The sequence below is a fragment of the Micromonospora pisi genome (assembly GCF_003633685.1).
Taxonomy (GTDB): Bacteria; Actinomycetota; Actinomycetes; order Mycobacteriales; family Micromonosporaceae; genus Micromonospora_G; species Micromonospora_G pisi.
The window spans coordinates 2,996,470-3,010,305 of the sequence record NZ_RBKT01000001.1 but is presented as its reverse complement, the minus strand read 5'-3'; the positions used below and the strand labels follow the sequence as shown (position 1 = coordinate 3,010,305).

Below are 13,836 nucleotides of genomic sequence, written 5' to 3'. Positions count from 1 at the left end.
GACAGCTCACTGCGCGGCATACAGGGTCTTGGCCTGCGACTCCAGGTTGCGGGTGTCCACGACGCCGTCCTTGAGGAAGCTCTGCAGGGCCGGAATCATGACGTTGTTCGCCATCGCGGGTAGGGCGTCACGGTCGAAGAACTGGCTGACGTACTTCGCGTTCGCGATCGCCTCGGCACCCTTGCGGTTGAGCGCGCTGAACGACGAGGTGTTCGCGTCCTTGGCGGTCTGCAGGTTCGACGAGTCCTTCGCCGCGTACGCGTCCTGCCCGGCACCGGTGCCGAAGAACGCCAGCATGTCCTTGGCGGCCTGGTTGCGCCCACCCTTCGCGGAGAGCACAAAGCCGTCGATCGGCGCCTCGATGGCGTCGGTGCCCTCGACCGCGATCGCGGGGAACGGGAAGAAGTCCAGGTCGGCAGCGACCTCCGGGTCGGTGAGCTCCTGACCGATGAAGGCACCGATCAGGTACATGCCGGATTTCTTGGTGGCCAGGCTCCGGGCCGCCTCCTGCCACGTGGCGCCGAGCGCGGCCGGGTCCTGGTGCGGCAGCAGCGCCTTCCAGTTGTCGAAGACGTCCTTGACCTTCTGCTGGTCCCAGGACTCCTTGTGCGCGCAGAGGTCGACGTGGAACTGGTAGCCGTTGGTGCGCATGTTGAGATAGTCGAACGTGCCCATCGCCGGCCAGCCGTCCTTGTCGGCGAAGGCGATCGGGGTCAGGCCGTCCTTTTTCATCTGCGTACAGAGTGCGAGCAGCGCGTCGAAGGTGGCCGGGATCTGGTAGCCGTGCGACTGCCAGACACTCTTGCGGTAGTAGAAGCCCCACGGGTAGTTGTAGTTCGGCACCAGGTACTTCTTACCGTCGTCGCCGGTGGACGCCTTGGCGATGCCCTCGGAGAAGTTCCCGCCGATCTTCTCCCAGACGTCGTCCACGGGCGCGAGCAGACCCTTGGCGGCGTAGTAGCGCATCCGGTAGCCGGCGAACCAGGTGATCGCGTCCTCCGGGCTGCTCTGCAGGTACGTGCTGATGTTGTTGATCAGCTCGTTGCGCGGCATCACGTTGGTCTTCACGGCCGCGCCGGACTTCTGCTGGTACGCGTCGACCATCGCCTGGACGGCGCTGCGCGGTACGGCGTCGGAGAGGCCCGAGCCGAGCGAGGTGGCCTTGTCACCGCCCTCGCCCGAGGGGGAGCCCCCGCTACAGGCGGCGAGCAGTGGTGCCGAGGCGAGCGCGGCGGTGACGCCACCGATGCCCTTCAGCAGCGTACGGCGATCGGGGCGGGCGTCGGAGGTGAAGGGGGACGGTGTGGTCTGGTCGTGCGCCATGGGGAACCTCCCAGTGAGGGTTCGGACACCGGATCTCGCCGGTGTCTGGCTGTCGGTGCGTTCGGTGGGGTGGCGTGGCGTGGGCCGGTCGGGTTCGCCTCTCGACCTAGTCGATCCGCCGTAGCCGGACGAGGGTGCTGGCGTGGTCGCCCGGTGGCAGGCCGAGGGGAAGGCCGGCATGCCGGAGCAGTGCGCCCGGGTACGTCGCCCCGGACTCCAGGTCGTGGTAGCTCGCGGCGACGTCGACCGAGGCCAGGCGGAGCGGTGGTGGCTGGTGGCCGAACCGGCGGGTGGGGCACCAGGCGAGCAGTACGTGGTCGTCGCCGTGGACGTACTGCATCCCGGTCAGCGCGCCGTCGCCGCGAAGCCGGTACGCCGTTCCGTGCTGGACCACCGGCCGGATCAGCTTGTACGTGGCGATGAGTCCGGCGGCCTCGGTCAGTTCGTCCTCGGTCCAGGCGGTGAGGTCGCCGCCGACGCCCAGCGCGCCGGCCATCGCGACGTGGAAGCGGAAGCGCAACGGAGTACGCCGGGCGGTGGCGACGTTCGGGCTGTCGGTGACCCAGGCGCCCATCACCTGCGCCGGGTAGAGCTGACCGAATCCGTGCTGGATGCCGATCCGGTCGACCGGGTCGGTGTTGTCAGAGGTCCACACCTGGTCGGTACGGGCGAGTACGCCGAGGTCCGCGCGTCCGCCGCCGCCGGCGCACGCCTCGATCCGCAGGCCCGGGTGGTCCGCCCGGAGCCGGTCCATGATCCGGTAGACCGCGCGGGTGTGCGCGATCCAGAGCCGGTCGGGGTCACCGTGGCCGGGCCATCCCGCCTCGGTGAACGGGCGGTTGGCGTCCCACTTGAGGAAGTCGACGTCGTGCTCGCTGACCAGCCGGTCGAGCCATGAGTGGGTCCACTCGGCGGTGTCCGGTCGGGCCAGGTTGAGCACCAGTTGGTGGCGCATCTCGGTGCGGTCGCGGTTTGCCATGTGTAGCACCCAGTCCGGGTGCGCCCGGTACAGGTCGCTGTCGGGGTTGACCATCTCCGGCTCCACCCAGAGCCCGAACCGCATACCGAGCCGGCGTACCTCGGTGGCGAGCGGGCGCAGGCCGTTGGGGAAGCGGGCCGGGTTGGGCACCCAGTCGCCGAGGCCGGCGCGTTCGCTGCTGCGGGCGCCGTACCAGCCGTCGTCCATCACGAACAGTTCGACGCCGAGGCTCGCCGCGCGGGCCGCGAGGGCCTTCTGGCCCGCCTCGTCGACGTCGAAGCCGGTCGCCTCCCAGGAGTTGTAGAGGACCGGCCGGGTCTCGTCGGGGTGCGACAGCACGTGCCGGCGGACGTATCCGTGCCAGGCGCGGCTGGCCGACCCGAATCCGCCCATGCTGTAGAGGCCGGCGACGATCGGCGTGTCCAGGGCTTCGCCGGGCGCGAGGGTCCAGGTCAGGCCCTCGTGGCCGAAGCCGCCGGTCCAGGTCGTCCGGCCGACCGGGTCGCGGTGCACGGTGATCCGCCAGCTGCCGCTCCAGGCCAGCGCGGTACTCCAGACCTCGCCGTGCTCCTCGGTGGCGGTGCCGTCGTCGACGGCGAGCCAGGGGTTGGCGTGGTGGCTGGTCATGCCGCGCCGGCTGGTGAGCACTGTCTCGGCCACCGGGATCTCGGTACGTCGCAGTTGGAACTCGCTGTTCCAGCCGCCGACCAGGTGACTCAGCCGGTAGTGGGTCCGGTGCGGCACCGTCCAGGTCGCCGAGTCGCAGCGGAGCAGGGTGACCGGTTGGTGGGCGTCGAGGTTCCGGACGGTCGTCCACCGCTCGAGTACGTCACTGTCCGAATGTGTCCGGTAGTGCAGGGTCACCCGAAGTGGGTAGTGCTGGTCTTCCAGGTGAATGCTCAGGTGCCCACCGTCGACGTCGTGGCCGGCGTACCGCCACTGGAGGGCCCGGGTGCCGTCGGCGAACCGTACGACCAGACTGGGTGGGCCGAACCGGGCGCCGCCCTCCACCGTCAGTTCGTCGACTCCGGCCACGGCCTCGAAGCTGCTCGCCGCCGGCGAGGTGCGCTCGACCGCCTGAACGGCCTGGTCGAGCGTGAGCGGCGCACCCCAGTGGACATGCCGCACGGCGCCGTCCTCGGCGAGCCGGACGGCGTACGCTGCGGTCGGCCCGCACAGCAGCCACAGGCGATGGTCGGGGTGAAACAGCACGGTGGGCATCGGTTCCTCGGTTGTGCGGCGATCGGGTGGTGGCTCCACCGGGCCGGGATGGGGTGGCGGGCCGTAAGTGCCGCCGAGCGTAGGACCGCCGCCGCGCCGAAATCAATACTTGACGAAGTTAATTATTGATCCTAGGTTTCGCGTATGTTTCCCGAGACCGGCACGGGCAGCCTCTCCGTGGCCCCGGCGGCAACGGCCGTGTTCACCGCCGTACTGACCGAAGGTCCGCTGAGTCGGGTCACCCTCGCTCGCCGGCTCGGACTCTCCTCCGCCGCTGTCACCAAGGCCGCCCGACCGCTCATCGACATGGGCTACCTGCACGAGCTCGCCGCGACCGAGCGGACCGGACCGGGGGCCGGACGCCCGGCCAGCCCGCTCGCCATCCGGAGCGACCGTGAGTTCTTCGTCGGCGTGAAAATCACCGCCGACGAGCTGATCGGCGTGGTCTGCGACCTCGGCGCACGGGTACGGGCAGCGGCCCACCGGCCACTGACCGACACCGGTGTCGAAGCGGTCCTCACCGAACTCGGCCGACTCGTCGACGAACTGCTCGACGGTCCCGACGACTACCGCCAGCGCACCCGACGGCTCGGACTGGCCGTCTCCGGTGACGTGGACCGCAGCACCGGCCTGGTCCGGTACTCGCCCTTCCTGCGCTGGCACAACGTACGGCTGCGCGAGCGCGCGAGCCTGCTCACCGGGCTCAGCGTCACCGTGGAGAACGACGTGAAGGCGCTGACCGCCGCCGAACACTGGTTCGGTGAGGGTGTCGGCGTCGAGTCCTTCGCCCTCGTCACCGTCGGCACCGGCATCGGTTGTGGCCTGGTCGTCAACGGCCGGTTGGTCTCCGGGGCGCACGGCGTGGCCGGCGAGGTCGGCCACATCGGCATCGACGCGACCGGCCCGAGCTGCCACTGTGGTGGGCGGGGCTGCGTGGAATCCATCGCCGGCACGCACGCCATCGTCGAACAGGCCCGGGACCGGACCGGCCGGTCCGACCTCACCATCGACGACGCGGTGGCCCTGGCCCGAGCCGGTGACGAACGGGTCACCGCTGTCTTCGCCCGCGCCGGCAACGCGATCGGCACCGGCATCGCGGCGGTTGCGAACCTGGTCGGACCGGCCCGGATCGTCGTGTCCGGCGAAGGGCTGGCCGTCTACGACCTGTTCGAGCCGCACATCCGGGCCGGTTTCGAACGCCAGGCGTTCGGAGCCGCCGCCCAGTGCCCCCTGTCCATTCGCCCGCTTCCGTTCGAGGAGTGGGCGCGTGGTGCGGCGGCGGTCAGCATCCAGTCGCTCGTCGTCTCCTGACTCACCCGTCGTGCCCGGCGGGGCCTTCCGCCGGATCCGGCGGTAGGTCTGCTTCGACAGACGTCGATCCTGGGTGCGCTCGTCGAACGGTGGCCGGGGTCTGGACACAAACAGTTAACAGTCCTAATAATTAGCCAACTGTCGATGGCTGCGCGAGCCATGACCGGTCGGGAGGACTGGATGAGACGCTCCAGATCGTTGTTCATCGGTATGGTCGCCGCGCTGGCGGCCGGGGTGGGTGCCGTCGCGGTGGCGATGCCGGCGTTCGCGGCCGGTCCGACCGCGACTTTTGTGAAGGTGTCTGACTGGGGTTCTGGTTGGGAGGGGAGGTACACGGTCACGAATGGTGGGTCGTCGGTGATCTCGTCGTGGGTGGTGGCGTTTGATCTGCCGGTGGGGAGTCGGGTGGGTACGTTCTGGGATGCGTCGATGACGTCGTCGGGTCAGCGGTTCTCGTTTGTGAACCGGTCGTGGAACGGGACGTTGGTTCCGGGTGCGTCGGTGTCTTTCGGGTTCAATGCCACGGGTGCTGGGGTGCCGTCGAACTGTGTGTTGAACGGTGTGGCGTGTGGGGGTGGTACGACTCCGACGACCCCGCCCACGACCCCGCCGACCACTCCACCCACGACTCCGCCGCCGACCACGCCGCCCGTCACCCCGCCGCCGACCACTTCGCCGCCGCCGAACACCGGTCTACCGAAGCACGCGCTCATCGGCTACCTGCACAGCAGCTTCGCCAACGGTTCCGGCTATCTCCGGATGGCCGACGTACCGGCCGAGTGGGACATCATCAACCTCGCCTTCGGCGAGCCGACCTCGGTCACCTCCGGCGACATCAGGTTCCAGCTCTGCCCCGTCGCGGAATGCCCCGGCGTCGAGACCGAGCCGCAGTTCACCGCCGCCATCCGGGCCAAACAGCAGCAGGGCAAGAAGGTGCTGATCTCGATCGGCGGCCAGAACGGGCAGGTGCAGCTCACCACCACCGCCGCCCGGGACAGGTTCGTCAGCTCGGTCAGCGCCATCATCGACCGGTACGGCCTGAACGGGTTGGACATCGACTTCGAGGGGCACTCGCTCTCACTGAACACCGGTGACACCGACTTCCGGAACCCCACCACGCCGGTGATCGTCAACCTGATCTCCGCCATCCGCACCCTCAAGGCACGCTACGGCTCCGGTTTCGTCCTCACCATGGCGCCCGAGACGTTCTTCGTGCAGCTCGGCTACCAGTTCTACGGCTCCGGGCCATGGGGCGGTCAGGATCCGCGCGCCGGCTCGTACCTACCGGTCATCCACGCGCTTCGCGACGACATCACCGTGCTGCACGTACAGGACTACAACTCGGGGCCGATCATGGGGCTGGACAACCAGTACCACACCATGGGTGGCGCGGACTTCCACATCGCGATGACCGACATGCTGCTCGCCGGGTTCCCGGTCGCCGGCAACAGCGCGAACGTCTTCCCCGGCCTGCGCGAGGACCAGATCGCCTTCGGTACGCCCGCCGGCAGCAGCGCCGGCAACGGGTACGTCGCACCGGCCGGGGTCCAGCAGGCGGTCACCTGTCTGGTGCGCGGTACCAACTGCGGCGGCTATGCCCCACGCAGTGGCACCAACCCCAACTTCCGTGGGCTGATGACCTGGTCGATCAACTGGGACCGCTTCTACAACTGGGAGTTCAAGAACAGTCACGACCCCTTCCTGAATTCCCTGCCCTGACCGCTCCCCCCCCGGACAGCCGTTTGGAAGGGCCCCTTCCTATACAGAATGCGATAACAAGGGGCCCTTCCTTCGGGTCAGGTCGCGGTGAGTTGGGCCAGGACCGCGTCCAACTGCCTGGCGTAGTCGCGGCTGATGCCACCCTCGTGCACCCGGGTCGCGACCGCCTGCCGGAGCAGGTCGACCGGTCCGACCAGGTCGACCGGTCCGGAGATCATCGACATCTGCAGGTTGCGTAGCTGGTTGCGCAGGTCGACCCCGACATCGCCGCGGATCGCCCCGGCGGCCAGGCCGTTGCCGATCAACCGGTCGAGTTCCGCCACCGCCTCCCGGAACGTCGCCGCGGTCACCACAACCGGTCCGGTCGGTGTCGGTCCGATCGGAGCCGCGCTCCGCGTACCGGGCGGTGTCGACCCGTTCGTGGGCGGTGTCGACCCGTTCGTGGACGGCGCCGGTGCGGAGGTGGCCGGCATCGGGGCGGTGGGGAGGCCGACCGGTCGGGGCTGGCGCGGGTCGCTGACCAGAAGGCCGACGATCACGGCCAACCCGACTACGGCGACCGCGCCGCAGGCGAGTCCGAGGGTTCCGATCCGGGAGCGGCGAGCGTGCTGCTCGGGTTGGCGTACCGGTGTGGCAGCCGGGGCACCGGGGCCGGATCCGGCCGGCTCGGCGAGGGCGGGCAGCACCCGTACGCCGATGGCTGTCCGCTCGTGTGACCAGGCTGGGGGGATCGGCGCGGCCGGGGAGGGTGACGGCTCGGCGACGATCGCTGGTCGACCGGACGGCGGTGCCGCTTCGGCCGGTGCCGGCGGCTCGGCGGCGAGGAGCTGTCCACGGAGCAGTTCGGCGACCTCCCGGGTGGTCGGCCGGTCGACCGGATCGCGGGCCAGGCAGCGCAGGCAGGCGTCGGCCACCTTCGGCGGCAGACCGGGTACGCCGGTCAGGGGCGGTACGGGACCACCGGTACGCAGCGCCTCGGTCAGCTCGTCCCAGGTCTCGGCGGGATAGGGCACCTGTCCGGTGAGCGTCTCGTAGAGCAGCACACCCAGCGAGTACGTGTCGGTGGCGGGTTGCGCCGGAGTCCCGTCGAGCCGCTCCGGCGCCACGTACGCCGGCGTGCCGAAGGTTTCGCCGTCCTCGTCCTCGTCCGGCGCGCCGACGTGGGTGGCGATGCCGAAGTCGAGCACCTTCGCGCCGACCGAGGTCATCATGATGTTGGACGGGGTGATGTCCCGGTGCACGATGCCGAGTTCGTGCGCCTCGGCCAGGGCCTCGGCCACCTGCGCGCAGATCTCCACCGAGTCGGCCCAGGGCAGCGGGCCGTCCCGTAGCCGGGCCTCCAGCTCCTCGCCGGTGAGCAGCTCCATCACCACGAAGGCGGTGACGGCGCCGTCCGGGGCGATCTCCTCGCCGTAGTCGTGTACGGCGGTGACGTGCGGGTGGACGAGCTGGGCGGCGGCGCGTGCCTCCTCGCGGACCATGTCACGGAACTTGGCGTCGGCGGCGAGCGACGCGGCGAGGACCTTGATCGCGATGACCCGGTCCAGTACCTCGTCGCGGGCACGCCAGATGACGGACATGCCACCCGCGCCGATCTGGTCGATGAGTCGGTACCTGCGGGCGAGCAGACCGCCCGCGTACAGCGCAGCCATCGTGTGCAGCACCTGCCTGGGGAGGGGGTCGTATCAGGTTGCGCGAATGTAATCGTTCTGTCAACGATCGGTGGTCCGACCCGGCACCTGCCGTCAACCCCTGGTCGGACCGGGGTTTCCGGTTCTGGTGTACCCGCTTCGCCGGCCGCTCCCCACGGCCGGCGAAGCGTCGCTCAGCTCGCGGTCCCGGTCTGCCAGATGCTCCTGCCGTCGTCGGAGATGACGACGTTTCCGTCCGCTCGCAGGACCAGCGTCGCGCCGTTGTTGCGCGCGGTACGCGAACTCCAGACGGTCCCGCCGTATCGCGAGTACAGGACGAGGTTGCCGTCGCCCTGGAAGACGAGGACCTGGCCGCCTCTACCGGCGGTGCCCGACCGCCACACCGTCCGTCCCTGGTCCCGCAGGACGATGTCGCCGTCGCCGGTCAGGGTGAGTTCCAACCGGTTCGAGGTCCAGGACTGGTCGGTGCGGAGCGCGGAGGTCGACCGGATCACCCGCTCCTGCCAGACCGGAGCCGGCGGGGGTGGCGGCGCGGTGGTGGTGGTCGCCGAGGGCCTGGGGGTGCCACTGGGGTTCGTACCGGGGCCGGTGGGGTCGGGGGTGGCGTTGCCCGGCGGGCTGGCCGTACCCGCCGGCCCGCTCGGTGTCGAAGCGGTCGGGTTGTTCCGCCGGGTGGGGGTGGCCGAGGCGCCGCCCAGTCGCGGGTCCCGCGCGTAGTACGCGGTGTAGTCCGACACCATGTCGGCGAAGGCACGCAGGCTCGGGGCGTCGGGCAGCCCGCCGGCCTCCCGTATCGCCTCCGGTCCCCACTGGAACGCGGCCAGGGCGGTCAGGTAGGCGTCCCCGTCGAGTGGGGCGAGTTCGTCGACCAGGCCGCACATGGCCCGCCCGAGGGCGGGCACGGCCGCGGCGGGGTCGGTCGCCGAGGCGGCGGGGGAGGGTGCGTACGCCTGCCAGAGTTCGGGTCGGAACTGTGCGACCCCCTCCGCGCCGTCCTCGCCGAGGACTCCGGGGGTGAAGCCGGAGGCGGCCATCACCTGTCCGGCGATCCGGGGCGCCGGCAGCTCCGGGCACACCTTGCCGGCGGCCACCACCAGGGGTACGTATTCGTCCGGCAGCGGCTTCGGTGAGGTGCCCGGACTGGGGGCGATGCCGATCGGTGCGGCCGCGCCGACCCGGTTGCCGCCGTCGGGTTCCCGGGCGCCGACCACCGGCACGATGCCGAGTCCGGTCCGGAACACGACTCCGAACAGTACGAGTAGGAGGACCAGGCCGAGCGTGGTGCCGATGGCGACCCAGCGCAGTGGACCGGGCGTACGGAAAATCGTGCGGCGGAGCCGGGTGAGGGCGTCGACGCCCTGCGATAGGGGCACTTCCTGGTCTCCTCAGCCGCCGGACGGGGCTCTACGGGAAGCATCGGGGCGGGCTCATGCTACCCAGCACCGGTACCGGCGAGAAAGTGCGGCTGTCAGGAATGAGACTGCTTCAGAATGTAGTACTCATGCTATGGTCTGGCCCACTGGTTAGACGGGGAGGTGAAGGTCTATGACGGGGTTGCAGGAGCTGAACGCACCCGCCCGGGTCTCCGGCCGGACCGACGGGTCGACCGTGCTCGACGTACGCGACCTGCGCATGCGCTATGGCACCAACGACGTGCTCGACGGGGTCACGTTCGCCGCGCACCGGGGCGAGGTGCTGGCGCTGCTCGGCCCGAACGGGGCGGGCAAGACCACCACCATCGAGATCCTCGAAGGCTTCCGGATGCGTTCCGCGGGCGAGGTCAGGGTGCTCGGCGTGGACCCAGGACACGGTGACGAGCGGTGGCGGGCCCGGCTCGGCGTGGTCCTCCAGTCCTGGCGTGACCACGCCAAATGGCGGGTACGCGAACTGCTCGCCCAGATCGGTTCCTACTACCTGCCGTACTCCGCCGACCAGGTCCGCCGCCCATGGGACATCGACGAACTGGTGGCGGCGGTCGGGCTCACCGAGCACGCCGGCAAGCGCGTCGGCCAGCTCTCGGGTGGGCAGCGGCGGCGGCTAGACGTGGCGATCGGCATCGTCGGCCGTCCGGAGTTGCTCTTCCTCGACGAGCCGACGGTCGGCTTCGACCCGGCCGCCCGGCGCGAGTTCCACGACCTGGTGCACCGGCTCTCCGACACCGACGACACCACGATCCTGCTCACCACGCACGACCTGGACGAGGCGGAGAAGCTCGCCGACCGGATCCTCATCCTGGCCGGTGGCCGGATCATCGCCGACGGGTCGGCCGACGAACTCTCCCGGCGGATGTCCACCGAGGCGGAGGTCCGCTGGACCCACGACGACCAGCGGTTCGTGCACACCACCATGGACGCCACCCGGTTCGTCCGGGAACTGTTCCGCCAGCACGGTGAGTCCGTCGCCGACCTGGAGGTACGCCGGGCCAGCCTGGAGGACACCTACATGGCCATGGTCCGGGAGTTCGAGTCGGGGCGGGCCGCCACCGCGGCGCGTACGTTCGAGGAGGTTGTCCGATGACGCCGGTGCTGACCGCGGTCCGGTCCGGGCTCGCGCGCGGCGGGATCGAGCTGCGCCAGACGTTCACCACCGCCCAGGACCTCTGGACCTATTTCTTCCCCACCGCGATCCTGCTCGTGGTCATGTTCTTCACCCGGGACGTCAGCGTGCCCGGGACCAGCTTCTCACTCGGGTCGCGGACCCTGCCGAGCGCGATCGGCATGGGCGTCGCCTTCGGCGGGCTGGTCAACGTGGCCCAGCAGCTCATCGTCGAGCGGGAGGACGGCACCCTGCTCCGGGCCAAGGCGGTCCCGAACGGAATGCTGGGTTACCTGATCGGGAAGATCGTGCTGATCTCCGGTATCACCGTGGTGAGCACCACCCTCCAGCTCGTACCCGGGCTGTTCCTGGTCGACGGTCTGACGGTGACGAGCCTGACCTCCTGGTTGACCCTGGCCTGGGTGCTGGCGCTCGGGCTGGTCGCGACCATGCCGATCGGTGCGATCATCGGCTCGCTCTTCGACAACCCCCGCAACATGGGCCTGATCATGTTGCCCATCATGGGGCTGGTTGCAAGCTCCGGTATCTTCTACCCAATCACCAACTTCCCGGCCTGGCTACAGGGGGTCGCGCAGGTGTTCCCGATCTACTGGCTGGGGTTGGGGATGAGGTCGGCGCTGCTTCCGGAGAACCTGTCGGCGGTCGAGATCGGACAGTCCTGGCGGCACCTGGAGACCCTCGGCGTACTCGGGATCTGGGCGGTTGTCGGGTTGGTCGTGGCGCCGGTCGTGTTGCGCCGGATGGCTCGACGGGAGTCGGGGTCGAGCGTGGCCGCGCGTCGCGAGAAGGCCCTGCAGCGGGTCGCGTGAGAGGGCGGACGCCATGAACGAGGTGATCTACGACCGGATCGCGGTGCTCCGGGTCGAGCGGGGCATCTCCCGCCGACAGCTCGCCGAGGCGCTCGGGGTCCACTACCAGACCGTGGGCTACCTCGAGCGGGGCGAGTTCCGGCCCAGCCTGCACCTGGCGTTGCGGATCGCCGCCTTCTTCGAGGTGCCGGTCGAGGTGGTCTTCTCCACCGAGCCCTTTCCGCGCATCGGTGGCGGCCCGGCCGTGTCGGAGCGGCGGCCCGCCTGACCGGGCACCGCTCGCCGGGTGTGCCGGGCGGCCGGCGGGGTGCGGACGCGCACGTCGAAGCGGCCGCGCCGACCCGGCTCGTGACCGGTCGTGCCACGATGAAAGGCATGGTCAAGGGTCCGGTCGCGTTCGTGCTCGGCGGCGGTGGCGTGCTCGGTGCGGTCGAGGTCGGCATGCTCCGGGCGCTGTTCCGCGCCGGCATCCGCCCCGATCTTGTCATCGGTACGTCGATTGGTGCGGTCAACGGCGCCCTGGTGGCGGCCGATCCGACCGAGGCGGTGACCAACCGGCTGGTCCGGCTCTGGGCGTCGCCCGAGGCGAGCGAGGTGTACGGCGACTCGGTGGCCCGGCAACTCCGCCGGTTCGCCGCCCGTACGCACCTGCACTCGCCCCGTCCGCTGCGCCGGCTGCTCGAATCCGAGATCGGTGAACGGACCACCTTCGCCGACCTGAAGGTGCCGTTCCGCTGCTGTGCGGCGAGCATCGAGCGCGCCGCCGAGCACTGGTTCTCCAGCGGGCCGGTGGTCGACGCGGTGCTCGCCTCGGCCTCGGTTCCCGGCCTGCTCCCACCTTCGGAGATCGACGGGGAGCACTTCGTCGACGGCGGCATCGTCAACTCGATTCCGATCGGCGAGGCGGTGGACTGCGGGGCGAAGCAGATCTTCGTGCTCCAGGTGGGCCGGATCGAACGGCCGTTGAGCCCGCCCCGGCGGCCGTGGGAGATCGCCCAGGTCGCCTTCGAGATCGCCCGAAGGCACCGGTTCGCCCGGGAGATGGCGGCGCTGCCGGACGACGTGGACGTGCACGTACTGCCGACCGGAGGGTCGCAGCCACGCGATGACACCCCGTGGGCGTACCGCGACATGGCGGCGGTGGGCCGGCGGATCAGCCGGGCGTACACCGCCTCCCGGCGCTACCTGCAATCGCACGTCGAGGGCAGCTGATGTGGTTGCCGCCGCGCTGGCTGCGGCGGGTGTTCCTCGGGCCGGTGGTGGTGCTGCTGGCCGTACTCGTGGTCAGCGCGTTGCCGGTCTGGCTGATCCTCGCGGCGGCGGCGTCGCCACTGGTGCCGGGTTATCTGCGCCCGCTGCGGGTGCTCTGGATGGCGATCATCTACCTGGCCTGGGACGCGACCGCGCTGATCGCGCTCTTCGCGCTCTGGATCGCCTCCGGTTTCGGTTGGAAGAAGCGCTCACCCCGGTTCCAGCGGGCGCACTACGTGCTCACCGGCTGGTTCCTCAACTTCCTCTTCTGGCAGGCGCAGTGGACGCTGCGGCTGACCATCGAGATGGTGGGCACCGACCCGGACAGCGCGTTGCCGGGTCGCCCGCAGTTGGTGCTCTGCCGGCATGCCGGCCCGGGTGACTCGTTCATCCTGATCCACGCTCTGGTGAACTGGTTCGATCGCGAGCCGCGGATCGTCCTCAAGCAGACCCTGCAGTGGGACCCGGCGGTCGACGTCCTGCTCAATCGACTGCCGAACCGGTTCATCGCGCCCGGCCGGGCGCAGGATCCGGCGATCGGCGGCGACAGTCGTCAGCCGGGCCGTACCCTCACCGAGCAGATCGGGCACCTCGCGGTCGGCCTGGACAGCGACGACGCGTTCGTGATCTTTCCAGAGGGCGGGAACTTCACGCCGCGTCGGCGGATCCGGGCCATCGAGCGGCTGCGGGCGCGGGGGTTGGAGAAGATGGCCGTACGGGCGGAGGCGATGCGGCACGTGCTCGCACCGCAGCCCGGCGGCGTACTAGCCGCGCTCGATGCGGCACCGGACGCGGGCGTCATTTTTGTCGCGCACACCGGTCTCGACCGAATGCTGACCGTGGCCGACGTCTGGCGCGAACTGCCGATGGATAAGAAGATTGTGATGCGTTTCTGGTCGGTGCCGCCGGAGGAAATACCAGCTGGTCGGCAGGAGCGGATCGACTGGCTCTACGACTGGTGGAAACGTATCGACGAATGGGTCGATATCCACCGCAACAGCGCGTAAGGTGCGCG

At 70.0% G+C, this 13,836-nt stretch carries 11 protein-coding genes; 7 read left to right on the top strand and 4 right to left on the bottom strand.

Annotation, left to right across the window (positions count from 1 at the left end):
* Positions 1 to 6 precede the first annotated feature (6 nt).
* Positions 7 to 1,323 carry an ABC transporter substrate-binding protein gene (locus tag BDK92_RS12400; protein ID WP_121156847.1) on the bottom strand — a complete coding sequence of 439 codons (1,317 nt, stop codon included), beginning with the start codon at positions 1,321 to 1,323 and terminating at the stop codon, positions 7 to 9.
* Between the two features lie 106 nt (positions 1,324 to 1,429).
* Positions 1,430 to 3,523 (bottom strand): alpha-galactosidase, encoded by a 2,094-nt coding sequence (locus tag BDK92_RS12395; protein WP_121156846.1) that lies wholly within the window; start codon positions 3,521 to 3,523, stop codon positions 1,430 to 1,432.
* Positions 3,524 to 3,667: 144 nt separating this feature from the next.
* Here BDK92_RS12395 and BDK92_RS12390 point away from each other — a divergent pair, with 144 nt between their 5' ends.
* Both BDK92_RS12390 and BDK92_RS12385 read left to right on the top strand, forming a co-directional pair.
* Complete coding sequence (locus BDK92_RS12390) at positions 3,668 to 4,834, top strand: ROK family transcriptional regulator (protein WP_121156845.1); 1,167 nt, start codon at positions 3,668 to 3,670, stop codon at positions 4,832 to 4,834.
* A gap of 210 nt (positions 4,835 to 5,044) precedes the next feature.
* On the top strand, positions 5,045 to 6,553 hold the full coding sequence (locus tag BDK92_RS12385; RefSeq protein WP_246017508.1) for a chitinase: 1,509 nt from the start codon (positions 5,045 to 5,047) through the stop codon (positions 6,551 to 6,553).
* A gap of 77 nt (positions 6,554 to 6,630) precedes the next feature.
* On the opposite strand, the gene BDK92_RS12380 is transcribed toward BDK92_RS12385, so the two are convergent.
* Both BDK92_RS12380 and BDK92_RS12375 read right to left on the bottom strand, forming a co-directional pair.
* Complete coding sequence (locus BDK92_RS12380) at positions 6,631 to 8,205, bottom strand: serine/threonine-protein kinase (RefSeq protein WP_121162040.1); 1,575 nt, start codon at positions 8,203 to 8,205, stop codon at positions 6,631 to 6,633.
* A gap of 173 nt (positions 8,206 to 8,378) precedes the next feature.
* A complete protein-coding gene (locus BDK92_RS12375) occupies positions 8,379 to 9,578 on the bottom strand; it encodes a hypothetical protein (RefSeq protein ID WP_121156844.1) in 1,200 nt (399 codons plus the stop codon).
* Positions 9,579 to 9,750: 172 nt separating this feature from the next.
* On the opposite strand from BDK92_RS12375, the gene BDK92_RS12370 reads away from it, so the two are divergent.
* From BDK92_RS12370 to BDK92_RS12350, 5 genes are all read left to right on the top strand, one after another.
* The gene (locus BDK92_RS12370; RefSeq protein ID WP_121156843.1) at positions 9,751 to 10,722 is read left to right on the top strand and encodes an ABC transporter ATP-binding protein; all 972 of its coding nucleotides are present in this window, start codon (positions 9,751 to 9,753) and stop codon (positions 10,720 to 10,722) included.
* Complete coding sequence (locus BDK92_RS12365; RefSeq protein WP_121156842.1) at positions 10,719 to 11,570, top strand: ABC transporter permease; 852 nt, start codon at positions 10,719 to 10,721, stop codon at positions 11,568 to 11,570. Before BDK92_RS12370 ends, BDK92_RS12365 begins: the two co-directional genes overlap by 4 nt.
* A gap of 13 nt (positions 11,571 to 11,583) precedes the next feature.
* Positions 11,584 to 11,838, top strand: a complete 255-nt coding sequence (locus BDK92_RS12360) for a helix-turn-helix transcriptional regulator (RefSeq protein ID WP_121156841.1) — start codon at positions 11,584 to 11,586, stop codon at positions 11,836 to 11,838.
* Positions 11,839 to 11,945: 107 nt separating this feature from the next.
* Positions 11,946 to 12,782: a patatin-like phospholipase family protein gene (locus BDK92_RS12355; RefSeq protein WP_121162038.1), complete on the top strand. Its 837-nt coding sequence runs from the start codon at positions 11,946 to 11,948 to the stop codon at positions 12,780 to 12,782.
* Positions 12,782 to 13,828 (top strand): 1-acyl-sn-glycerol-3-phosphate acyltransferase, encoded by a 1,047-nt coding sequence (locus tag BDK92_RS12350; protein ID WP_121156840.1) that lies wholly within the window; start codon positions 12,782 to 12,784, stop codon positions 13,826 to 13,828. The genes BDK92_RS12355 and BDK92_RS12350 overlap by 1 nt, the downstream gene beginning before the upstream one ends.
* Positions 13,829 to 13,836: the final 8 nt, after the last annotated feature.